Source organism: Kitasatospora sp. NPDC088779, assembly GCF_040685395.1.
GTDB lineage: Bacteria > Actinomycetota > Actinomycetes > Streptomycetales > Streptomycetaceae > Kitasatospora.
Window position 1 is genome coordinate 151,936 of the sequence record NZ_JBFBHW010000004.1, and the last position, 22,991, is coordinate 174,926.

The 22,991-nt window shown below is 74.3% G+C and carries 15 protein-coding genes, 4 tRNA genes and 1 riboswitch; of the genes, 6 read left to right on the plus strand and 13 right to left on the minus strand.

Annotation, left to right across the window (positions count from 1 at the left end):
- From AB0P03_RS04970 to AB0P03_RS04985, 4 genes are all read right to left on the minus strand, one after another.
- The coding region (locus AB0P03_RS04970) for an Ig-like domain-containing protein (RefSeq protein ID WP_363627848.1) at window positions 1-2,183 on the minus strand (2,183 nt) is incomplete at its 3' end.
- A 277-nt stretch (window positions 2,184-2,460) separates the two neighbouring features.
- A tRNA-Arg gene (locus AB0P03_RS04975) sits at window positions 2,461-2,536 on the minus strand.
- A 31-nt stretch (window positions 2,537-2,567) separates the two neighbouring features.
- Window positions 2,568-2,643, minus strand: a tRNA-Arg gene (locus tag AB0P03_RS04980).
- Window positions 2,644-2,879: 236 nt separating this feature from the next.
- Window positions 2,880-2,970 (minus strand) — tRNA-Ser (locus tag AB0P03_RS04985).
- Window positions 2,971-3,148: 178 nt separating this feature from the next.
- On the opposite strand from AB0P03_RS04985, the gene AB0P03_RS04990 reads away from it, so the two are divergent.
- Window positions 3,149-6,625 (plus strand): PAS domain-containing protein, encoded by a 3,477-nt coding sequence (locus AB0P03_RS04990; protein WP_363627849.1) that lies wholly within the window; start codon window positions 3,149-3,151, stop codon window positions 6,623-6,625.
- A 105-nt stretch (window positions 6,626-6,730) separates the two neighbouring features.
- Here AB0P03_RS04990 and AB0P03_RS04995 read toward each other — a convergent pair whose 3' ends face one another.
- A complete protein-coding gene (locus tag AB0P03_RS04995) occupies window positions 6,731-8,392 on the minus strand; it encodes a long-chain fatty acid--CoA ligase (protein ID WP_363627850.1) in 1,662 nt (553 codons plus the stop codon).
- Between the two features lie 147 nt (window positions 8,393-8,539).
- A complete protein-coding gene (locus AB0P03_RS05000) occupies window positions 8,540-9,397 on the minus strand; it encodes a glycoside hydrolase domain-containing protein (protein WP_363627851.1) in 858 nt (285 codons plus the stop codon).
- A gap of 152 nt (window positions 9,398-9,549) precedes the next feature.
- Here AB0P03_RS05000 and AB0P03_RS05005 point away from each other — a divergent pair, with 152 nt between their 5' ends.
- Window positions 9,550-10,614 carry an EamA family transporter gene (locus AB0P03_RS05005; protein ID WP_363627852.1) on the plus strand — a complete coding sequence of 355 codons (1,065 nt, stop codon included), beginning with the start codon at window positions 9,550-9,552 and terminating at the stop codon, window positions 10,612-10,614.
- Window positions 10,615-10,660: 46 nt separating this feature from the next.
- Here AB0P03_RS05005 and AB0P03_RS05010 read toward each other — a convergent pair whose 3' ends face one another.
- The 6 genes from AB0P03_RS05010 to AB0P03_RS05035 form a co-directional block, all read right to left on the minus strand.
- Window positions 10,661-11,446, minus strand: a complete 786-nt coding sequence (locus AB0P03_RS05010; RefSeq protein WP_363579776.1) for a pyridoxal 5'-phosphate synthase — start codon at window positions 11,444-11,446, stop codon at window positions 10,661-10,663.
- Window positions 11,447-11,893: 447 nt separating this feature from the next.
- Window positions 11,894-12,223, minus strand: coding sequence for a hypothetical protein (locus tag AB0P03_RS05015; RefSeq protein WP_363579777.1), 330 nt, complete (start codon window positions 12,221-12,223; stop codon window positions 11,894-11,896).
- A 426-nt stretch (window positions 12,224-12,649) separates the two neighbouring features.
- Window positions 12,650-14,014, minus strand: a complete 1,365-nt coding sequence (locus AB0P03_RS05020; protein ID WP_363579778.1) for an FAD-linked oxidase C-terminal domain-containing protein — start codon at window positions 14,012-14,014, stop codon at window positions 12,650-12,652.
- Between the two features lie 111 nt (window positions 14,015-14,125).
- On the minus strand, window positions 14,126-14,953 hold the full coding sequence (locus tag AB0P03_RS05025; RefSeq protein ID WP_363627853.1) for a MerR family transcriptional regulator: 828 nt from the start codon (window positions 14,951-14,953) through the stop codon (window positions 14,126-14,128).
- Between the two features lie 118 nt (window positions 14,954-15,071).
- Window positions 15,072-15,159 (minus strand) — tRNA-Ser (locus AB0P03_RS05030).
- A 63-nt stretch (window positions 15,160-15,222) separates the two neighbouring features.
- Complete coding sequence (locus AB0P03_RS05035) at window positions 15,223-17,046, minus strand: trypsin-like peptidase domain-containing protein (protein ID WP_363627854.1); 1,824 nt, start codon at window positions 17,044-17,046, stop codon at window positions 15,223-15,225.
- Between the two features lie 302 nt (window positions 17,047-17,348).
- A riboswitch (TPP riboswitch) is annotated at window positions 17,349-17,496 on the plus strand.
- Here AB0P03_RS05035 and AB0P03_RS05040 point away from each other — a divergent pair.
- From AB0P03_RS05040 to AB0P03_RS05055, 4 genes are all read left to right on the plus strand, one after another.
- Complete coding sequence (locus tag AB0P03_RS05040; protein WP_363579781.1) at window positions 17,489-18,946, plus strand: cytosine permease; 1,458 nt, start codon at window positions 17,489-17,491, stop codon at window positions 18,944-18,946. It overlaps the preceding riboswitch by 8 nt.
- A gap of 79 nt (window positions 18,947-19,025) precedes the next feature.
- Complete coding sequence (locus AB0P03_RS05045; RefSeq protein ID WP_363627855.1) at window positions 19,026-19,850, plus strand: glycerophosphodiester phosphodiesterase family protein; 825 nt, start codon at window positions 19,026-19,028, stop codon at window positions 19,848-19,850.
- 305 nt (window positions 19,851-20,155) lie between these two features.
- Entirely contained in the window at window positions 20,156-20,698 is a 543-nt protein-coding gene (locus AB0P03_RS05050; protein ID WP_363579783.1) for an ATP-binding protein, read from the plus strand.
- 106 nt (window positions 20,699-20,804) lie between these two features.
- Window positions 20,805-21,788, plus strand: a complete 984-nt coding sequence (locus tag AB0P03_RS05055) for a DUF5926 family protein (RefSeq protein ID WP_363579784.1) — start codon at window positions 20,805-20,807, stop codon at window positions 21,786-21,788.
- Window positions 21,789-21,994: 206 nt separating this feature from the next.
- On the opposite strand, the gene AB0P03_RS05060 is transcribed toward AB0P03_RS05055, so the two are convergent.
- Window positions 21,995-22,672, minus strand: a complete 678-nt coding sequence (locus tag AB0P03_RS05060) for a bifunctional DNA primase/polymerase (protein WP_363579785.1) — start codon at window positions 22,670-22,672, stop codon at window positions 21,995-21,997.
- Window positions 22,673-22,991: the final 319 nt, after the last annotated feature.

Consider the following 22,991-nt stretch of genomic DNA (forward strand, 5'->3'; position numbering starts at 1 on the left):
GGCGCCGCCGCGACGCGCACCGGCACCGCGTCCGCCGCCGCCCCGTTCCCCGCCAGGTCGGTCGCCGTGACGACCAGCCACTGCTGCCCGTCCGTCAGGTCCCGGTTGGCGGTGCAGGTCCAGCTGCCGTCGAGGGCCGCCGTCGCCCCGCACAGCACCGTCCGCTCGCCCGAGACCGAACCCAAGGCCGAACCCGAGGCCGAAGCCGGCCCCGAGGCCGCCGAGCCGCCCGCCCGCGCCGTGACCAGCACCTTCGAGCCCGGCTCGGCCCGCCCGGTGAACGTCGGCCGACTGACCCGCAGGGTCTCCCCGGCGGCCGGCGAGCCGAGCACCGGCTTGTCCGGCGGGACGGTGTCGACGACCAGCACGACCGCCTGCCCGGCCGTCCGGTTCCCGGCCGCGTCGACCGCGACGGGGGTGAGCAGGTGGCGCCCGTCCACCAGGTTCTCGACCGGCAGGCAGGACCACTGGCCGTCCGCCCGGACGGCGCTGCGGCACAGTTCGGCGGCCTGGTCGGTGACCGCGACGGTGCTGCCCGCCTCGCCGGTGCCGGTGAGCTGGATCCCCGGGTCGTTGGTGTACTCCGGGAGGGTGAGGACGGGCGCTGCGGGCGGCGCCGTCTTCACGGTGACCCGGACGGCCTCGCCGCGCAGCACCACACCACCGCTGGTGATCTCGACCGGGGTGAGGGAGTGCGGGCCCGCGGTGAGCGCTTCACCGGGCCGGCAGGACCAGCCGCCGCCGCGCTCGACCCGGGCCCGGCAGGCCGTGGCGTCACCGTCCCGGATCTCCACCGAGGCGCCGGCGACCGCTCCGTCGCCGTGGACCCGCGGACGGGCTTCGGCGAGGACGGCGCCGTCGACGGGTTCGGCGATCTCGGGCCGGGCGGCGCCGACGGTCAGTTTGATCCGCTGGTCGGTGACCTGCCCGGAGTCGGCGAAGCCGCCGGAGGGGACGAGTTGGCTGGCGTCGCGGGCGATCCGCAGCCGGGCCCAGGTGTCGCCGGAGCCGGCGCCGGTCGGGACGGTCCATTCCAGGGTCGCGGTGTCGGCGCCGGCCGGGATCTCGGTCTGCACCCGCTCGGCGGGGTCGAAGCGCCCGCTGTGGTCGAAGTCGATCCAGCCGGCCAGGGTCGCGGGCTGGTCGCCGACCGCCACCGGGACGGTGAGCCGGTAGTAGCGGCCGATCGCGGCCTCGGTGGGGAAGCCGATCGACGGGTCGGCGCCCTGGTACTCGCCGCGGCCGGGCTGGAGCTTGGGCGGCGGCGGGCTGGCGAAGACGCTGCGCCGGCCGGCTCCGTGGTCGAGCTGGACCAGCGGCTCGCCGGTCGGCCGGTCGGCCGTGCCCCGGTCGTCGGCGGACCGGGGGCGGGTGCGGTGCGCAGCGTTGGCGGCGTCCGCGCCGAGGAACAGGTCGGAGAGCACGTGCGAGGCGTTGCCGTAGTTCTGCGGGGCGGTGCCGAGGTCCTCGTCGACGGTGACGGTGTAGGCCTGGCGCAGGACGGGCGGGGCGGTGGTGCTGCCGGCCCGGGCGGTGGAGCGCTGCTCGATCCGGAAGACCGCGGTGCGCAGGGTGCCGACGAGTTCCAGGGTGCCCTCGGAGGCGGAGCCGGCCGCGCCGTCGGAGCTGCCGTCGGCTCCGACGGGCGCGAGGGCGTTGGCGTCGACCGTCCAGCCGGGCCAGTCGGTGCGGTTGACCAGGGTGGGGGCGGCGGGTGAGCCGCCGGTGAGGGTCAGCCGGGCCGCGGTGCTGGTGGTGCCCGACTTCCCGGTGGCGAGCGCGACCAATCCGCTGAGGTGCAGCCGGGGGTTGCGGACCGGTCGGGAGAAGGCGAGCCGGAGCGTTCCGACGGTGCGCCAGGATCCGTCCGTCTGCGGGCGGTTCTCGGTGACGCTGAAGGTCTGCGCGGGGTTCCCGGGGTGCATTCCGTCCGTGTACGGCCCGGCCGCACGCCCCCCGCCGGGGCGGTCGGCCAGTTCGCCGGCCGCGGCGGCCACCTCGGTACCCGGGGTGGCGGCGAATTCGAGCTGGACGGAGAGGCCGGAGGGCAGGACCGCCCGGTGCTCCCCCGACCAGGCGTCAGGGGACTGCTGGGCCACCGAGCGTGGGGCGTTCCAGCCGGTCAGCAGCCCGGCCACGAGGACGGTCAGGGCGACGGCCGTGCGGGGAAACTGTCGGCCCATCCGGCTCTCCTTCGCGGTCGGCTGCCGGGGTGCCGGGCAGCCTGGGCACAAGATCTGACAAAAAGGAATCACGATCCTGAGCCGGTCATACTGCGACACCTGGGCTTATAGCCGGGTCCCACCCGTTTGGCGGTCATCCGAGCGACAGGACGGGATATACCCGAAACAGATGCATTTCATCCATTAGGCCCGCAATCCAGAACGGACCAGGCACCCGGCGCCCTGTCCGGGCCCGGAAACGGGAGAAGCCCCCGGCCGGTGGCCGGGGGCTTCTCGCTGGTGCGCTCAGCAGGATTCGAACCTGCAACCTCTTGATCCGTAGTCAAGTGCTCTATCCGTTGAGCTATGAGCGCAAGGAACGGGCGAACCCGATCTTGCGGAGATTGGTGCGCTCAGCAGGATTCGAACCTGCAACCTCTTGATCCGTAGTCAAGTGCTCTATCCGTTGAGCTATGAGCGCTCGCCCTGATGAACGGTGCCAGCGGGGCGGTGCGGGGACAACATTACATGACCTGCGACGCGGGACGAAATCGATTGCTCCCTCCCTCCGGGCCGACCCCCTGGAGGCCGCTCGGGGCCCCCGACGGGCCCGGCCCGCGGGACAGGTCGGGGAGGCGGGTGGCGGGGTGGGCCCGGAACCTCCCCGGGGATGGGGAAAGCCCCGCCGACAAGATCGTCGACGGGGCTTTCCGGCTGCGGAGGCTGAGGGATTTGAACCCTCGATCAGGAATAACCCCGAAACCGCATTAGCAGTGCGGCGCCATAGACCGGACTAGGCGAAGCCTCCTCCACAGGGACCACGTCCGCGTGAGCGGACCCGTTCCGTGTGCCTGAGATGATGCCACAACCGTGGGGCTCGGCACCAACCACCGCCCACGTTACTAGGCGGGTCGACCCCGCCGCAAAGAAGAATGAGATACTGCCGTCTCCGGAGGAGCTGCCCTGAGCCGAGGAGACCTGTCGACGTGAGCAGCAGGCCGATCCGAGGCGCTGCTCGCCTCGCCGCCATACTCGACGCCCTGCCCGACGCGTTGTTGCTGGTGAACAGCAACGGCACCGTCGTGGACGCCAACAGCGCAGCCGTCCAGGCGCTCCAGACGCCCGGCACCTCGCTGGTCGGCATGGGCGTGCTGGACCTCCTGCCCGAGTTCGACCCCAGCCGGATCCCCGGCTCGATGCGCCCGGCCGCCCGCGACGGCGACGAACCCGACCGCCCGGTCCGGATGACCGCCCGGCGCACCGACGGCACCAGCTTCCCGGTCGAGGTCTCCGGCAACGACTTCCCCGACGACGGCACCGGCGAGGGCCGCGGCTACGGACTCACCTCGTACGACTCGTACCGCGAGCGCTCCCGCCCGTCCTCCGCGAGCGACCTGCTCCTGCTGCTGGTCCGCGACCTCTCCAGCCGGCTCGGCGTCGAGGCCGAGCTGCGCCGCCAGCACAAGCAGACCGAGATGATCCTGCGCGCCGCCGCCGAGGGCGTGCTCGGCGTCGACCTCGAAGGCCGCTGCGTGCTGGTCAACCCTGCCGCCGCGCACATCCTGGAGTACCGGGCGAGCGAGCTGGGCGGGCGCGAACTGCACCCGCTGATCCAGCACTCCCGGGCCGACGGCACACCGCTGGCGCTGGAGGAGTCCGCGCTGCTGGACACCCTGACCTCCGGACGCAAGCACCGGGTGCGCGGCACCGTGCTGTGGCGCAAGGACGGCCGCCCGGTCACCGTCGACCTCACCACCGCGCCGGTGCGGGACGGCGACCAACTGGTCGGCGCGGTGATGACCTTCACCGACCGCAGCCGCGAACTCGCCCTGGTCGCCCGCAACGAACACCTCACCGCCGTCCTGGAGAGCGAACTCGGCGGCGCGCTGACCGCGCTGAACCAGCGGCTGGACGCGCTCGCCGCCGACCCGGCCGGGCAGCTGTGGCCGGAGGCCAACTGGACGCTGCGTCGGCTCGCCGACGAGTGCCGCCGGTTCAGCCGGCTGATCGACGGCGTGCTCGCGCACCAGCGCTCCGAGGCCGGCGAGACCGGCGAGACCGCCCCGGCGGACGGCCCGGACGCGAAGGACGGCAAGGACGGCAAGGACCGCCGCAAGCCGACCGAGCGGCGGGTGCCGGTCGCCCTGGACAAGGTGGTCCGACGGGCCGTCGAGGCGGCCGGCGAGCTGGTCGGCCCGGGCCGGGTGCGGTTCTCGGTGCACGCCGCCGCCGTCGAGGTGATCGCCGACGAGCGCCGGCTCGCCCAGGCGCTGGCCCACCTGGTCGCCGACGTCAGCGGCATCGGCCTCGCCCTGGACGCCCCGACCGCCCCCTCCCCCGGCCTGGCCGCCCCCGGCGCGCCCGCCGCGCTGCCCTCCGGCGGCGAGCCGCCTACCGTCGTCCTGGCCGCCGCCCAGCGCGGCGAGGTCGCCCGGGTCGAGATCCGCGGGCCCGGCCTCGGCGGCAGCCCCGTCCACCTGCCGATAGCCCGCGCGGTGGTCGAGCGCCACGGTGGCGTGCTCCAGCCGCACGAGCTGCCCGGCAAGGCCGGCACCACGTACGTCGTCGAGCTGCCGTTGGACCCGGCCGCCGCGAAGGCCGCCGCCGAGCGCGCGGCCGCCGAGGGCCGCTCCGACCGGCCCAAGGAAGGCGACAGCGCCGTCCTGCCCGACCTGCCGGGCATCCCGCAGCTGCCCAGCAGCGACGAAGCCCCCGAGCCGGTCGCCGACGGCGGCGAGCAGGCCGACCGCGAGACCCCGGCCGCGGCCGCGGAGGCGGAGCAGCCCGCCGAGGAACCCGCCGCCGAGCGGCGCGGCCGCCGAGGCCGCCCCGCCGCCGAGGAACCGGCGCCGCCGACCCGGACCGCCCCCAGCGCCCCCGCCGACCAGTGGCCGAACGCCCCCGCCCGGATCGAACGGGCCGTCCCCGAACAGTGGAACGGCACCGGCAACGACCCCGCGTACGGCCGCCAGGGCCTGGCCGGTCCGGACGGCGCGCAGCGCGACCCCTGGGGCAAGGACGACGGCCGCTCCGGCCCCGCCTACGCCGTCCCCGTCGAGGGCGAGCGCCCGCAGCAGCACCGGACCGGCGGGCGCGAACCGCTCGCGCTCGGCCCCGGCACCGGTGCCGCCCCCGCCGACGGCACCCCGGCGGGCGGCACGCCCGCCGCGGAAGGCGCCCCGGCCGCCGACGGCGCCGAGGCCAAGCCCCGCCGGCGCCGCGCCCTGCCCTCCACCGAGGACTCCTCCGGCGGCTTCGCCCTCCCCGGCGCCACCGACACCCCGGTGTACCCCGGCCTGGAGCACGCCCTGCCGACCGGCCCGGCACCCGCGCAGCCCGAGCCCGCCGCCCCACCGACCGGCCGCCGTCGCCGGCTGGCCGTGCCGCCCGGCCCCGGCCAGGAGGCCCCGGCCGCGCCGTCCGACCAGGCCCCGCAGGAGGACCGGCCCGCGCCCGGCGGCCCCGCCGCGCTGCCGGCCGCCCGCCCGGCGCTGCCCGCCGCCGAGGACCCGTCCGGCCCGCGCCCGGTCGGCACCGGCCTCGCCGAACTCGCGCCGCCGCGCCCGCTCGGCGGTTCGCCGACCCCCGCCGCCGGGCCGCAGCCGCCCGTCCCGGCCGAGGCCAGGACCGCCCCGCGCCCGATGGCCGAACTGCCCGCCGCCGCCGGCGACCGGACCGAGGAGCAGCCGCCGGCCATGGCCGGCCCGAACGGCTCGACCGGCGAGGGCGGCAGCGCCCGTCGGCTGCTGGTCTGGCCCGAGCCCGATCCGGCCACCCGGCAGGCCCTCCAGGAACGCGGCTACCGCCCGGTGATCGTCCGCTCCCGCGAGGAGGTGGACGCCCAGGTCGCCGGCTTCCCCGCGGCGCTCTTCGTCGACCCGCTGACCAGCCCGATCACCCGCACCGCGCTGCAGTCGCTGCGCACCGCCGCGCTCAACAGCCGCGTCCCGGTGCTGGTCACCGCCGGTCTCGGCCAGGCCACCCGGGACGCCGCGTACGGCGCCGACCCGGCCGTGCTGCTGCGCGCCCTCGCGCCGCGCGACGGCGAGCACCACGCCCCGCGCGTCCTGCTGGTCGAGGGCGACCCGGACATCGCCGCCGCCATGATCAGCAGCCTGGAGCGGCGCGGCATGCACGTCGAGCACGCGGTGGACGAGAACGACGCCGTCGCCCGGGCCAGCAGCGTGCAGCCCAACCTGGTGGTGATGGACCTGCTCCAGATCCGCCGCCGCCGGGTCGGCCTGCTGGACTGGCTGCGCGCCAACGACCGGCTGCACCGCACCCCGCTGGTGGTCTACACCTCGGTGGACCTCGACCCGCGCGAACTGCCCCGGCTGCGCACCGGCGAGACGGTGCTGTTCCTCTCCGAGCGCTCGACCAGCGCCGACGTCCAGTCCCGGATCGTCGACCTGCTCGGGCGGATCGGCGCGATGGGCGAGGCGGGCGTCGCCGCGGCGGGCTGACCGCGCCCTGACGCCGAGGGCCCGGCGAGATCCACACGGCACGCGCCGAGGGCCGACCACCCCGCTGGAACGGGGGTGGCCGGCCCTCGGCGGTCGGGCGGGCGGCTACTCCTTGCCGAGCACCGTCACGTCCAGTTCGTCCGCCGCGTAGCTGGCGCGGATCACCTTCTTGTCGAACTTGCCGACCGAGGTCTTCGGCACCGACTCGACGATCGACCAGCGCTCCGGCAGCTGCCAGGAGGCGATCCGTCCGGCCAGGAAGGCCCGCAGCTCGCTCAGCCCGGCCGTGGCACCCGGGCGCAGCACGACCGTGGCCAGCGGGCGCTCGCCCCACTTCTCGTCCGGGACGGCGACCACGGCGGCCTCGGCCACCTCGGGGTGGGCCATCAACTGGTTCTCCAGTTCGACCGAGGAGATCCACTCGCCGCCGGACTTGATCACGTCCTTGGCCCGGTCGGTGAGGGTCAGGTAGCCGTCGGCGGTGATGGTGCCGACGTCGCCGGTGCGCAGCCAGCCGTCCTCGGAGAACTTGTCGTCCGGCCGGAGCGGGTCCTGCCCGGCACCGCCGTAGTAGGCCCCGGCGATCCACGGGCCGCGCACCTCCAGCTCGCCCGCCGCGACGCCGTCGTGCGGCATCCGCTCGCCGGACGGGCCGACCAGCCGGGCCTCGACGGAGGCCGGGAAGATGCCCTGGGTGACCCGGTAGGGCCACTCCTCCTCCGGGGTGAGGCCACCGGGCGGCTGGGCGAAGGAGCCGAGCGGCGAGGTCTCGGTCATGCCCCAGGCGTGCAGCACGCGGATGCCGTGGCGCTCCTCGAAGCCCTTCATCAGCGAGGGCGGGCAGGCGCTGCCGCCGATGACCACCATGCGCAGGCTGGAGGTGTCGTAGTCGCCCGCGTCGAGCTCGTCCAGCAGGCCGCTCCAGATGGTCGGGACGGCGGCGCCGACGGTGGGCCGGACGGCGGCGATCATCTCGGCCATCGGCTTGGGCTGGAGGAAACGATCCGGCATGAGCAGGTTGGCGCCGGACATGAAGGCGGCGTGCGGGATGCCCCAGGCGTTCACGTGGAACATCGGGACCACCGGCAGCGCGGTGTCACGCGGGGTGAAGGCGAAGTTGTCGCCGGTGTTGACCTGGAGGCAGTGCAGGTACACCGAGCGGTGGCTGTAGAGCACGCCCTTCGGGTCCCCGGTGGTGCCGGAGGTGTAGCAGAGCACGGCGGCCTCGCGCTCGTCGAGGTCGCCGCGCCACGGGTAGGCGGTGGGCCGGCCCGCGATCAGCTCCTCGTAGTCGTGCACGGTGCCCGGGAAGCCGGCCAGCAGCGAGCGGTCGCCGGGGCCGTTCACCACGATGTGCCGGAGCGTCGGGGCGAGGTCCGGCAGGACGGCGGCGAGCAGCGGGAGCACGCTGCCGTCCACGATCACCGCGTGGTCGGCGGCGTGGTTGACGATGAACGAGAGCTGGTGGGCGGGCAGCCGCAGGTTGAGCGTGTGCAGCACGGACCCCATCGCGGGGACGGCGAGGTAGGCCTCCAGGTGGACCGAGTTATTCCACATCAGGGTCGCGACCCGGTCGTCCCCGGTCACCCCCAGTTCGTCGCGGAGCGCGTGGGCGAGCTGCGCGGCCCGCGCCCCCACCTCGGCGTACGTCCGCACGACCGGCCCGGTGCCGTCCCAGGTGGTGACGGTGGACCGGCCGTGGATGGTGGACCCGTGCTCAAGAATCCGGGCGACGGTGAGCGGGACGTCCTGCATCGTGCTGAACACGGGTCCTCCTTGACCTGGCGGCACTGGCGGCTGCGCCTGCGGCACCTACCGGGCGGTAATGCGCGCGGACGTGCCCGATTGTGCCGCCCCGCCCCGCCCGCTGTCAGTATCCCGGCCCCGTTGCCCGCATCACGGATCGGCGACGCGTCAGCCCGCGGTCGGGCCGTCGACGTGGTTGCGGTCGATCGTGAGGGCGGCGCCGCCGTAGGTCTCCTCGACGTTGCCGCGGTACTGGTGGACGCGCTGGTGGTAGCCCCAGAGGTCGGAGCCTAGGGCGCCGGAGTCGGCGGTGTCGGCCCGGTCGTCCCAGCGGGCGTACCAGAGGGCGTCGGGCAGCGGGAAGCTGCCGGCCCGGGCGGCGGCGACCAGGTCGGCGATGCCGGAGTCGAGGCTGGAGTAGAAGCCGGAGCGGTAGCCGGCGGCGTGCAGGGCCTGGGTCCAGCCGACGGCGAAGTCGACCACCGCCTGGCCGCAGGCGGGGTCGCGCATCGGGTAGGCCTCGATGTCGAGGTAGACCGGGCCGCCCTTGCCGAATCCGAGCGAGCCCATCGCGTGGACGGCTTCGGTGGCCTCGTCCCGGCCCTGCTCGACCGCGTGGGCGGGGTCGATCCGGCGCGGCTTGTTGCCGAGTTCGCTGCACGGCGCCTGGAGCCCGACGTGGGCCGGCAGGAAGCGCCAGCCCAGTGCGCGGGCCTGGCGCACCCACTCGGCGGTGAGCCGGGGCTGGCCGCAGCCGCGCTGGGCGCCGCTGACGTAGATGCCGAGCGCGCCGTACGGGGAGGCCCCGTGCCAGGCCCGCAGGGTGTCGAGGGGCGGCGCGGTGCAGGCGTCGAAGGCGGGGCCGGTGAAGTCGTCGTGGATCCTGGGCGGGCCGAACCGGTCGGGCAGGGTGAGGGCCCGGATGCGGGGTAGGGCGGCGGCCCCGGCGCTCACGCCCGTCCCGTCGGTGGCCAGCAGGAGCACGAGGGAGGCGGCGAGCAGGGCCACGGGGCGGAGATAGCGCACCCGCCCTTGCTACTGACGGACCATCGGACGAATGCGGCAACCACGCCGGGCGCACCGGGAGAGCCCACCCTTTCGGCCGCACCCGTCCACATCCGTCCCGATAGTTGTAACGAGCTTGCCCGTTCATCACTCCTTACGGCAAACTCGCCCATATGCCCACCTCCCATCCCAGCGAAACCACCGCCCCGATGCCGGCTGCCGCCGTCGCCGAGGCGCTTGCCATGCCGCCCGCCCCCCAGGGCGAGCCCGCCGGCGAGCGGGGCAGCTGGCGACGAGGCGGGGCACCCGGCTCCACGGCACCGCCCGACGCGCCCCCCGGCCAGCCCACCGGCCGACTCCCGAAGGTCCTGCGGCGCCCGGAGAGGATCCCGGCGCCGCTTCTCTGTCTGACCGCGATGTTCCTGGTGCAGACCGGGATCGCCCTGTCCAAGCCGCTGTTCGGCCCGCTCGGGGTCAGCGGCACCACCTTCCTGCGGCTGGGCTTCGCGGCGGTCATCCTGCTCGCCGTCACCCGGCCCCGGCTGCGCGACAAGCGCCCGCGCGACCTCGCCGCGGCGGCCCTGCTGGGCGTGGCCTCGGCCGGGATGACCTTCCTGTTCGCCGGGGCGATCGACCGGCTGCCGATGGGCACCGCCGCGACCATCGAGTTCCTCGGCCCGCTCGCGGTCGCCCTGGTCTTCGCCCGGCGTGCCAGCCACCTGCTCTGGGCGCTGCTCGCCGCCGGCGGCGTCGTCCTGCTGACCCTGCTCGGCGAGGGCGGCGACGGGGGCGGGCTCGACCCGGTCGGACTGCTCTACGCCTTCGGGGCGGCCGCCTGCTACGCCGCGTACATCCTGTTCACCGACAAGGTCGGCGCCGCCTTCCAGGGCTTCCAGGGCCTGGCGGTGTCGATGACGGTCGGCGCGCTCGCCCTGGCGCCGTTCGGACTCGGCCAGGCCTGGGACGGGCTGACCGCGCCCGGCGCCTCGCCGCTGGGGCTGCTGGCCGCGGTGGCCGGGGTGTCGCTGCTGCTGCCGGTGATCCCGTACGCGCTGGAGATGACCGCGCTGCGGCGGATGCCGCAGCGGGTGTTCAGCGTGCTGGTCAGTCTGGAGCCGGCGGTCAGCGCGCTGGTCGGCCTGGTGGTGCTCGGCCAGCTGCTGGGCGTGCCGCAGCTGGCCGGGATCGGCTGTGTGGTGGCGGCCAGCGTGGGAGCCACGCTGACCGGGCGGCGGTAGGGCAGCACGGTCGGTCCGAGGGCCGGGCCCTTGGACCGTCAGGTCGTCACGGCCACAGCAGGGTGCGCGACCACTCCGGGGTCCGGACCGGTCCGGTGCGGGTGTAGCGCAGCCGGACGTGCCGGCGCTGCGCGTCGCCCTGCCAGTACTCCACCTCGTGCGCCCACAGGGTGTAGACCGCGTGCCCGGCCGCGACGGCGTCCGGGGTGGCCTCCAGGCGGCGGCGGGCGACGGCGACGGCCTCGTCGTACTCGGCGAGCGAGGCCATCGGCTCGCTCTGCCGCCCGACCAGCGCGCCGACCCGGGCGTCCGGGGAGCGGGTGGCGAACTCGGCGGCGGCGACCAGGTCGGCGGCCCGCTCGACGGTGCCGCGGACCCGTACCTGGCGGCCCAGCTGGGGCCAGTAGACGGTCAGCGCGGCGGCCGGGTGGTCGGCCAGCTGGCGGCCCTTGGGGCTGTCGGCGGCGGCGGAGAAGACCCAGCCGGTGCCGGCCGCGTCGACGTCGCGCAGCACCAGCACCCGGGCGTCCGGCAGGCCGTCCGCGTCGACCGTGGAGAGGGTGACCACCTGCGGGTCCGGCACGCCGGCGGCCAGCGCGGTGGCGAGCCAGTCCACGAACAGCGGGCCGGGCTCGGCGGGCGCGGCCTCGGCGTCGAAGGTCGGCAGCGGGCGGGCCATCGGCGGGCGGCCGAGCAGCAGCTCGGGCACGGACTTCGGCTCGGGCCGGTGCTCCGCCGGCTCCCGGCGGGCGTCCGGCCCGGATCGCGGAACCGGCTCCGGTGCAGGCCAGGCCTCGCCCGGGCCGGTCAGGCCCTCCTCCTCCGCCGCCATCGCGCGCCCTCTCCTCCGGTTGCCGCGGTCGCCGCCCCGGCCGGGCCGTCCTTCCCGGGCCCGGGCACGTGGTGCGCTGTCGGAGCGCAACCGTACCGCCGAACACCGACGGCTCCGGGCGCGGGCCCTCGCTGGACGCGTCCGGGCCGTCCGGGCCGGCCTCGACGGGCGGTCCCGGGCGGTGTCGGCGGCGACGGGCAGCCGGCGACGAGCGGGCCCGGGCGGTTCGCTCCCGGCTCCGGACGCACTCGTGGGCGGTGCCGATGGCGGCACCGCCCACGAGGCCGGCTTCACGGTGACCCTTTCCGCTGGCCGGTCATGCGCTGTTCTGATCCGCGCCCGGGCGGGAATTCCGCCCGGAGACTGGTTCGAGCCCCTCCGCGAGTGCTCAGCTCACCCGCGGCCGCCCACCTCCGGCGCCCCCGCCGTCGGTGGTGCCCGATCGGATCAGTGGAAGATCGGGGCGAACACGACGTTGATGTTCTTGTTGGACTGCCCGGCCAGGATGGTGCCCGCGTTGTCCTTCACCGCGAGGGTGTTGTTCTGGTTCGAGGCGCCCGTCCCGGTGGCGGTCTGCTGGGTGGAGATGTAGTTGCCGTCGACCCCGCCGAACACGTTGCCCGTGCCGACGTTGGACACCACGCCGGCGTTGGAGCCGGCACCGGCGCCCGCACCGTTGTCGGCGGCCGCAGCACCGGCACCGGCCAGCAGCAGGCCGGCCGCGAGCGGGGCGGCGAGCAGGAGTCCGGCCACCCGGCGGGTGTGGATGCGAGCCATGAGAGCCTCCAAGAAGCTGTAAATCGTGCAATTGTCGAGCAGGGGGTGCGGGAGTTCGCCGGCCAGACGAACACCTGCGGGCTGCGACGCCGAGAGACAGACTTCCGCAACAAATCGACAAAGCACTAGTCGGCGAAGCAGTTTTCGCCCGTTAGCGTGATATCCACCCGGGCTGCGCATAACGGACCGAAAATCGGACAGTGCGCCGACACGCCCCTACTGAGCTGGCACTTTGCCCGGGCGATGGCCTCCTGGAAGGCCCTTCAGGCAGGGCGCTCCGCCGTCAAACGAACCACCAGGCGCACCACCCCGGCGCAGGGAAATCAGGAAACGCGCCCCCGAAAAGTTCGACCACCCTCCCATGTCGACTTTCCCAGCCATTCCCAGACCATCGGAAAGTCATACTGGAATATGGGAGAAATAACATCACACCATCTTGCCCGGGTTCATGATTCCCAGCGGATCGAAGACCGCCTTCAGCTGTCGCTGGAGGTCCAGCGCGACCGGCCCCAGCTCGCGCGCCAGCCAGTCCCGCTTGAGCAGCCCCACCCCGTGCTCCCCGGTGATCGTGCCGCCCAGCTCCAGCCCCAGCGCCATGATCTCGTCGAAGGAGCGCTGCGCCCGCGCCGCCTGCTCCTCGTCCGAGCCGTCGAAGATCACGATCGGGTGGGTGTTGCCGTCCCCGGCGTGGCTGACCACCCCGATGGTCAGCGCGTGCCGCTCGGCGATCAGCGCCACGCCGTTCAGCATCTCGGCCAGCCGGGAGCGCGGCACCGCCACGTCGTCGATCATCGTGGTGCCCAACCGGTCCAGCGCGGGCAGTGCCAGTCGCCGGGCCTCCAGCAGCAGCTGCGACTCCGCCTCGTCCTCGGCCGGCACCACCTCGGTCGCCCCGGCCGCCCGGCAGAGCTCCGCCACCCGCGCCAGCCCGGCCTCCCGGTCCGGCCCGTCGAAGGCCACCAGCAGCAGCGCCCGGGTCGTCTCCGGCAGCCCCATCCGCCCCAGGTCGTTGACCGCCCGCACGCTGACCGCGTCCATCAGCTCCATCAGCGACGGGGTCAGGCCGCACGCCATCACCTCGCAGACGGCCGCGCCCGCCGCGTCCGCGCTCGGGAACTCCGCCGCCAGCGCCAGCTGCGGCGCCGGCGCGGGCCGCAGCGCGAGCACCGCCCGGACCACCACGCCCAGCGTGCCCTCCGAGCCGACCAGCAGCCGGGTCAGGTCGTACCCGGCCACGCCCTTGGCCGTCCGACGCCCGGTGGACAGCAGCCGCCCGTCCGCCAGCACCACGTCCAGGCCGAGCACGTACTCGCTGGTGACGCCGTACTTCACGCAGCAGAGCCCGCCCGCGCCGGTGCCGATGTTGCCGCCGATCGTGCAGGACTCCCAGCTGGACGGGTCCGGCGGGTACGAAAGGCCCAACTCACCGGCTGCTCGCGAAAGTTCGGCGTTCACCACGCCGGGCTCGACCACCGCGATCCGGTTCACCGGGTCGAGCTCCAGGATCCGGTTCAACTTCACCATCGACAGCACGATGCAGCCGTCCACGGCGTTCGCCGCACCCGACAGCCCGGTCCGCGCCCCCTGCGGCACCACCGGCACCCGCAGCGCGGTGGCGATGCGCAGCACGTGCTGCACCTGCTCGACCGTCTCCGGGAACACCACCACGGCGGGCGCACCGGCGGCGCAGAAGCCGGCCATGTCGTGGCGGTAGGCGGCGGTCACGTCCGGATCCACCACCACCGCCCCGGCCGGAAGGCCCTGCGCCAGTCGGTCCGTCAGGTCACCCATCGCCGCCTCCACTCGCCGCCAGCCGCCTCCACCGCACTCTGCCCGCCCGCCGGAGGCCGGGCAAGTGGGCCCCCGGCGGATCTGCGGGCGTGGGCCCCGGCCGGACCGGGCCTACCGGCGGACCACCGGCTCCTGGAACTCCGTGACCCACCGCGCCGGGTCGTCCGGGCACTCCAGGTAGAGCTCCCGGGCGTAGCCGGCCGAGCGGTAGCCGTTCGCGTCGATGAAGCGGGCCAGCTCCTGGAAGCTCCCCATCGCCTCGTCCATCGAGCCGCGGTGCACGACCGTCGCCGCCTCCTCGATCGGCGGCAGGTCGAGCACCGCGAAGCCGTACCGGCCCGGCTCCACCGCCGGCCCGACCGGGACGGCCACCCGGATCAGCACCGTGCCCTCGCCCTCCGGCACGTCCTCGTACCGGGCGACGGACGGGCCCGCCTCGGCAATCCCGGCCTCGGCCAGCCGCCGGCACAGCTCCGCGAACAGCGGGCCGATCACCGGCCCGATGTCCTCCGGCTGGTAACTCGCGGCCACCGCGGTCAGTTCGGCCACCCGGACGGACGGCACCCGCTTCAGTACGACGTCGTGTGCGGACATGGTCCCCTCGCTCTCGATCGTCCGGAGCCTCGCCTCCACCCGGGTCAGCCGCTGCTCGTCCGCGGCGATCGCCTCGGCGAGTTGGGCCCGGCGCAGCCGCAGCATCCCGCGCAGTTCGGCCGCGTCCACCTGCTCGTCCAGGACGGCCCGCACCTGCTGCAGCGTGAAGCCGAGCTCCTTGAGCGCGATCACCCGGTTGAGCCGGGCGAGTTGGGACGCCTCGTAGGACCGGTACCCGCTGACCGGGTCCACCCTGGCGGGCCGCAGCAGCCCGATCGCGTCGTAGTGGCGCAGCATCCGCACCGACACCCGGCCGTGGCTGGCGAAGTCTCCGATGTTCAACATGGTGCCCCCACTCCACCCCCTGCCACCGTGTCAGGGTCAACCCCCGCCCGCCGAAAACGCGGAAGGCGGGTGCCGAGTGATCTCGGCACCCGCCCTGAGCAGGTGGTTCTCCAACCAGCGGAGAGCGTGGGATTCGAACCCACGGTACGGGGTCACCGCACGACAGTTTTCAAGACTGTTCCCTTAGGCCGCTCGGGCAGCTCTCCAGGCGGAGGTCAGCCTAACGGGTCCGGCGGGGTTCGGTGCACACCGTTTCGTGCGGGTGGGGGTCAGCTGTCGCCGTCCCGCTGGCCGAGGGTGACCTTGGTGTTGAACTGCTGGCCGTTGCGGGTGTACTCGACGTCGACGGTCTCGCCGGGCTTGTGCGTCCAGATCCGGCTGACCAGGGCGGGGCCGTTGTCGATCGGCACTCCGCCGAGCTTGGTGATGACGTCGCCCGGCTTGAGACCGGCCTTGTCGGCGGCGCCGCCGGGGGTGACGGCCGGCTGGCCCTGGATGTCGCGGGTCTGGATCTGCGCGCCGTCGCCCTTGTAGTCGTCGTTGCGCAGCACGTCGAGCTTGGCGTAGACCGGCTTGCCGGTCTTGATCAGGGTGTCGGCGACCCACTTGGCCTGGTTGATCGGGATGGCGAAGCCGAGGCCGATGCTGCCGGCCCGGCCGTTGGCGGAGGCGTTGGACTGGATCGCCGAGTTGATGCCGATCACCGAGCCGCTGGAGTCGAGCAGCGGGCCGCCGGAGTTGCCGGGGTTGATCGAGGCGTCGGTCTGCAGGGCGTTCATGTAGGAGGACTGGCCGCCGGTCTCGTCGCCGGAGGCGACCGGGCGGTCCTTGGCGCTGACGATGCCGCTGGTGACGGTGGACTCCAGGCCGTACGGCGCACCGATCGCGACGGTGGCGTCACCGACGTTGACCTTGTCGGAGTCGGCCAGCGGAAGCGGGGCCAGCTTGCTCTTCGGCGGGTTTTCGATCTTGACCACGGCGACGTCGTAGCCCTCGGCGTGGCCCAGCACGGACGCGTTGTAGGACGTGCCGTCGGCGAACTTGACGGTCAGTTTGCCGCCGTTGAGGGTCGGCGCGACCACGTGGTTGTTGGTGAGGATGTGGCCCTCGGTGTCGAAGACGAAGCCGGTGCCGGTGCCCGACTCGCCGTTGCCCTGCGCCTTGATGGTGACGACGCTGGGCAGCGCCTTCTGCGCGATGCCGGCGATCGAGCCGGGGGCGGGCTCGTTCTTCTGGGTGTTGCTGGCCTGGACGGTGGTGCTGCGGTGGTCGTCGGCGCTGCTGGTGCTGTCGTTGCGGTCCGCGACGGTCACGCCGAGCGCACCGCCGGCCACGCCGGCGACCAGCGCGACGGCGGCGATCAGGGCGACCAGGCCGCCGCGCTTCTTGCGCGGGCCGCCGGGGCCGCCGGGGTAGTCGGCCGGGTAGCCGAGCGGTCCGGCCGGGCCACCCGGGTAGCCCGCGCCGCCGCCGGCATCGTGGGAGGCACCCCAGCCGCCGAGCGGCTGGCCGGCGCCGAACGGGTGGTGGCCGGGCGCGGGGTGCGCGGCGGGCGCGCCGGGGGCGGCCGGGGTGCCGTACGGGTCGTGCGGGCCGGCGGCGGGGACGCCGTGGGCCGGGGTGGCGTACGGGTTGGCACCCGGCGGCAGGGCCGGGCTCTCGGCGACGGGTGCGACGGGTGCAGCGGGTGCCGCCGGCGCGGCCGGGACCGGCGGGGCGGGCGGCAGGACCGGCGGCGGCGCGTCGATGTAGCCGGTGGCGGCGTCGACCGGGGCGGCCGGTGCGTCGACGACCGGCGCGGCCGGGGTCTGCGGGGGCGCCTCCGGCGCGGGGACCTTGGTGAAGGCCACGGTGGGCTGGTACCCGCCCTCGGCCGGAACACCATCGGCCGCAACGCCCTCCGTCGGCGCGGCCTCAGCCGGTGCGGCCTCGGCGGCCGGAGCGGCCCCGGGCTCGGGGACCCGGCCGAAGGCCAGTGTCGGCTGGTGCCCGCCCGAGGCGTGGCCGTCGGAAGCGGGAACAGCCGCCGCCTGGCCGCCCGAGGGCTGCTCCCCCTGCGGCCCGGTGGGCCCAACCTCGCGCTCGGTGCTCACGAACGACCTCCATAGCTGACAGAACCAAGGACCATAGTTTTTCGTACTGCCGATTCGTTTGCCGTAAGGACCCCTCTGAATAACTCATAAGAATCCTTAGCCGCAGCCGACAGCCGGGCCGCCGACCAGGCTGTCCTACGCCGACGACCGAGCGATGACCGAGCCGACGAGCAAGTCGACGGCCGAACCGAAGACCAGGCCGACGACCGGAGGCTCCCCCACCTCCGCCGGGCGTCCCGCGATGCGGGCCGCACACCCCGTGGCCTTGGCGTTCACCCCCGGGCCGGTTAGCCTGTCGCTCACAACTGACACGCGGGAGCTTGGACCATCCAGGCTGAGAGTGCGCTGGTCGACCGTACGCCACGGGATCGTGGGCGGACCGTCGAGGGGGCGCAGACCGCCGGAACCTGTCCGGGTAATGCCGGCGTAGGGAGTATCGGCCATGTCGCCTGCTTCGCCATCCTCTTCTTCGGACGCGCCCGCGTCCAAGGGTTTCCCCGAACCGTCCCCGACCGCTCACGGCGGTGACAGCGGTCACGCGGGCCCCACCGGCACGGCGACCGCCGTCCTGGAGCGCCCGGAGCGTGCCGAGGCGCCGCTCGTGCTGGACACCGAGCCGCCGCGCACGCTGCGCTTCCGGGACCACTTCGCGCTCTGGATGAACCTGGGCGTCAGCCTGATCGGCTTCTCCACCGCCGCGACCGTGCTCGGCGCCAAGGGCAGCGAGCTGTCGCTGGCCGCCGCGGTGACCGCGATCGTGGCCGGCACCGTGGTCGGCACCGCGATGCTCGGCGTGGCCGCGCTGATCGGAGCCCGTACCGGCGCGCCCGCGATGGCGAACCTGCGCGGGCTGTTCGGCACCCGGCTGTCGTATGTCCCGACGGTGCTGAACATCGTCCAGTGCGTCGGCTGGGGCGTGTTCGAGCTGCTGACGATCGCGGCGGGCGCGCAGACCGTCGCCCACACCGACGGCTACCGCTGGCTGTTCGTGCTCCTGGCGGGCGCGCTGACCACCGCGCTGACCATCTGGCCGCTGGGCTCGATCGCGGTGCTGCGCCGCTTCGTGGCCGGTGCGGTCGCCGTCGCGATGGTGTACTTCACCGTCCAGCTGGGCCGCCAGGGGGTGCCCGACCCGGGCGCCGGCAACTGGCACGGCTTCCTGGGCGCCACCGACGCGATGATCGCGGTGTCGATCTCCTTCGTCCCGCTGGCCGCCGACTACACCCGGCACTCGCGCACCGCACGCTCGGCGTTCTGGGGCAGCTTCTCCGGCTACACGATCGCCCAGGTCTGGTGCTACGTGCTCGGCCTGATGGCCCTGCTGCAGTCCGACGGCGACCCGAACAGGATCTTCGACTCCTTCCTCGGCGTCTGGGCCGGCTGGCTGTTCCTGCTGGTGCTGGTGCTGCGCGAGACGGACCAGTCCTTCGCCAACGTGTACTCGACCGCGATGTCGGTGCAGAACCTGCTGCCGAAGGTGGACCGCCGGGTGCTGACCGGCGGGATCGGCCTGCTGATCACCGTGCTGGCACTGCAGATCGACAAGTTCACCGACACCTACACCAACTTCCTCGGTCTGATCGGCTCGGTCTTCGTGCCGCTGCTGGCGGTGCTGGCGGTGGACTACTTCTTCGGCGCCGGCCGGTACGGCTGGAACCTCTCCGCCGACGCGCCCTCGCGCCGCCTGATGCTGCTGCCCTGGGTGCTGGGCTTCGCGGTCTACCAGTTCATCGCGCCGACCGCGGTGGCCGGCTGGTGGACGGACTTCTGGACCTCCGCCCAGGACGCCCTGCACTTCACCCCGCAGGAGTGGACGTCCGCCTCGCTGTTCGCCTTCCTGGTGCCCGCGCTGGTCACCTGGGCGCTCACCCCGCTGACCCGCAGGACGGCGCCGAGCTGACCGACCGACACCGAAGACGGCCCCGCAGATTGGGGCCGTCTTCGCCTGCGCGTCACTTCCGCCGCCTATCGTGGGGCCCGTGACCAGCACAGACCCGTCCTCGACGGCGGCGCGCACCACGCCGCCCGTCCAGGTGATCGCCCACCGCGGTTCCTCGCACGCCCTGCCCGAGCACACCCTGGCGGCGTACCGGCGCGCGCTCGACGAGGGCGCGGACGCGGTCGAGTGCGACGTCCGGCTGACCGCCGACGGCGAGCTGGTCTGCGTGCACGACCGCCGGATCGGCCGGGTCTCCAACGGCCAGGGCACCGTCTCGGCGATGACGCTGGCCGAGCTGGAGGCGTACGACTTCGGCGCCTGGAAGACCGGCCGCCCCAGCACCGACCCCGAGCTGCGCGGCGTGCTGCGGCTGGAGCGGCTGCTGGAGCTGGTGGTGGACTGCGGCCGCCCGGTGGACCTGGCGATCGAGACCAAGCACCCGGTGCGCTACCGCGGCCGGGTGGAGGCCGAACTGCTGCGGACGCTCGAACGCTTCAAGATCGGCGCGAGCCGGGAGGGCGAGCGCCCTTCGGCCCGGATCATGAGCTTCTCCTCGGTGGGGCTGAACCGGGTGGCGGCCTCGGCGCCGGAGTACCGGCGGGTGTTCCTGTTCGAACGGACCCTGCCGCTGCTCGGCCGGCTGCGCCCGGGCTCCCCGCTGCCGGGCGGGGCTCGGATCGCCGGACCGGGCATCGACCTGGTGCGGGCCCGCCCGCAGCTGGTGACGCGGCTGCGCGAGCTGGGGCACGAGGTGCACGTGTGGACCGTGGACGAACCGGCCGACGTGGAACTGTGCCTGGAGCTCGGGGTGTCCGCGATCATCACCAACCGGCCCGCCGAGGTCCTGGCGCAGCTCGGCCGGTGATCCGGCGTCGGACGGCGGGCCGCCCGCAAATCCACCCGCAAAGCCCGGACACAACCTGATCGTTCTGGTCGGCAGTCAAACCTTCCGGGCCCGTTATTGCCGGAATTCATGCGCCGGGGCGACGCACGGTGAGCACGGAATGACCTCAGGTCCACCCTCGGTCGCAATCGCTTGAAATGTCCTCGCGGGATCGTCCGGCGGTCGTTTCCGACGCATTACCAAGGGGCATCTCTCCCTCGGCATACGCTGAAGGAGGTCCGGGGGTGGCGTTGATGGTGGCGCGTGAAGTGCCGGCTTCATCGACCATGGCAGTGCCGCACGGCCCGGCGAGTGTCGGGGTCGCACGGCGCCGACTGCGTCGAGATCTCGGCGACCGGGAGATACCGGAGCCGGTCGTTGATGATGCCGTACTGATCCTTTCCGAACTGCTGAGCAACGCCTGTCGGTACGCCCGTCCGCTCGGCCCGCTGCGGGCCCTGGGGCGCGGCGCCCGGGCCGAGGTGGTGGACCAACTGCTGGTCGGCGTCCCCTCCGGGGCGCATTCCGCCACGGGCGGCCGGGAGCGCGAGGAGCACGGGAGCGGAACGGACGGCGGCGTGCTGGTCCGCTGGCAGCTGCACGCCGACGGCGTGCTCACCCTGGAGGTCACCGACGGCGGCGCGACCACCCGGCCGCTGCCCGCCGGCCCCTCGCTGACCTCGCGCGGCGGTCGCGGCCTGAACATCGTCGACCAGCTGGCCAGCGACTGGGGCGTGCGCGACGCGCCCGGCGAGGTGACGGTCTGGGCGGCGCTGCCCGCCCGGGCCCGGCACGCCCGGCGCACCGGTGGTGACGCCCGCAGCGCCTGAACCGACGCGCGCTCCCCACCCGTCCGCCCGGCGTGTGCCCGCGCGCCGGGGGAACGTCAGTAGGCTGCCCGGAGCAAAGGACCACCGTTCCCGGGAGAGCCGCACCATGGGCAAGAAGGCCGCCAAGAAGGCGCCGCAGCGTCAGTCCACCACCGCCGTCGCGGGCGAGGTCCCCGTGGTGGGGGCCCGCGAGAACTGCCCCTGCGGTTCGGGCCGCCGGTACAAGGCCTGTCACGGCCGGGAGGCCTCGCACGCGGTGCAGGAGCTGGTGCACCGCCCGTTCGAGGGCCTGTCGGGCGAGGCCGACTGGGTCGCGCTGCGCGAGCTGGTGCCCGCCGCCACGGTGCCGCTGACGCTGGCCGCCGGGGTGGCCGAGGGCGCCACCGGCGAGGTCCCGTCGGTGACCCTGGCCACCGTGCTGCCGCTGGCCTGGCCGGCCCTGCGCCGCCAGGACGGCTCCATCCTGCTCGGCCTGCAGACCCAGTCCTCCTCCGGCGACCTCAGCCGCGACCTCGCGGACGCCCTGGAGCTGGCGCTGGCCACCGAGCCGGGCAACCCGGTGCCGTCCCGCCGGACCGAGGCGGGCGGACGCCGGCTCCAGGACCTGCTGGACGTCACCGCCGCGTTCACGCCCGCCGTGCACACCGGCTTCGAGTTCTGGCTGGAGGACGCCGAGACCGCGACCGGCGAGGTCGCCGCCTCCCTGGAGCGCGCCAACGCCTCGGCCATCCCGACCGAGAAGCTGGCGAGCGCCGACGCCGCCTACTGGTGCGGCACCCCCGACAAGAACCACCTGCGCTGGGTGATGACCGTGCCCGAGGAGCGGCTGCTGGACGCGCTGGCCCGGCTCAGCGCCGCCGACCAGTCCTCGCTCGGCCCGGACACCCGCCTGGTCGGCTCGTTCCGCGCGCACGGCCTGACCGTCCCGGTCTGGGACCTCCCGCTCGCCATGACCGCCGCCGACTGCGAGAAGCCGGCCGCCGAGTTCGCCGAGCGGCTGGCCTCGGTGCTCGCCGACGAGACCCCGTTGACCGCCGAGGAGCGGCGCGCCCGCGCGAACCTGGTGAACCGTCAGGTCACCTTGAACTAAAGCGCCCGGGATCCGGGTGATACGCGTCACATTGTCGCCATGAAGCCGCAATTTCCGGGCTGGCAGGGCGTCTTGGAAATTGGCGCGGGCGCGGATCCTTGTTACTGTCTAAAGAGTCCGGCCGCTGGTGCATCCCCCGTCGCCAGCGGCCGGATCTTTTGTTTTCCGCGGGGCCCCGACGAGCGGCCCGGGAACGGACCGGCGGATCAGTACGCCGAGCGACCGCTGTCCAGCCGGACCGTCGCCTCCACCAACTCGCCCAGCAGCGGCCCGACCTGCGGCAGCCACACCCCGCCGTCGGCGTCCGCGCGCGGGGCCAGCACCCAACGCACCCGGCCAGCCGCTCCACCGGGCGGCAGCGGCAGGAAGCCGTCCACCCCGTGATAGCGCAACGAGCCTGGCACCCAAGGGAGTTGAGAGAGCATCTCGCCGAGCGCGTCCAGCGAGTACGGGGCCACCAGCAGCGCGTACCGGCCCGGCATCGCCAGCACCGGACCGAGCGGCAGCCGCAGCGCGCCCAGGTAGACCAGCGCCCGGGCCCCGGCCGCCGCCGGCAGGCTGACCGCCGAGACCACCGAACCGGTGGCGGCCAGCACCGGAGCGTCCGGGCTCTGCCGCTCCCACCACCAGCGCACCATCCGGGCGTCCGTGGTGGCGGCCAGCAGCGACGGGTCGTGCGGGTGCGCGCCCGGCACGACGCAGTCCTGGTCGCCGCAGGAGCACTGACCGCCGCGCAGGACGGCCCCGGGCACCACGGGCCAGCGGTGGTCGACGGCGGCCGTCAGGGCCGCGGCGAGCCGGGCAGGGCGCTGACGTGCGACGTCGTCCTGGACGGGGTGGTGGGGAGTGGCGGGCGGACACGGATCTTTCGGGTTCTCACGCATGGCGCTCGTTCCTTTCCCTGACCGCTCGGTTCGCTCCGGCCCGTCGGCACCGCCGGGACTCGTCACGCGGACCCGCGGTGGCACGGCCCCGGCGGCGCGAAGGGGGGCGGGCGGCATGGCGGGCGGCGCGGCGACGACGTGGATCACGGTGTGGAGCACGACATGAGAAGGGCCGCGCACTGAAACAGCCCCTGGAACGAGAATCCCGTATGCGACCGGATGGACGCCGCCCGGGCGCGCTTGGTTCCACCGTACGAGTGAGAGACTTCCGGCCAGCCCGGGTCCCGGGCGGCGCGGGCATACGATCCGGACGGCCGCC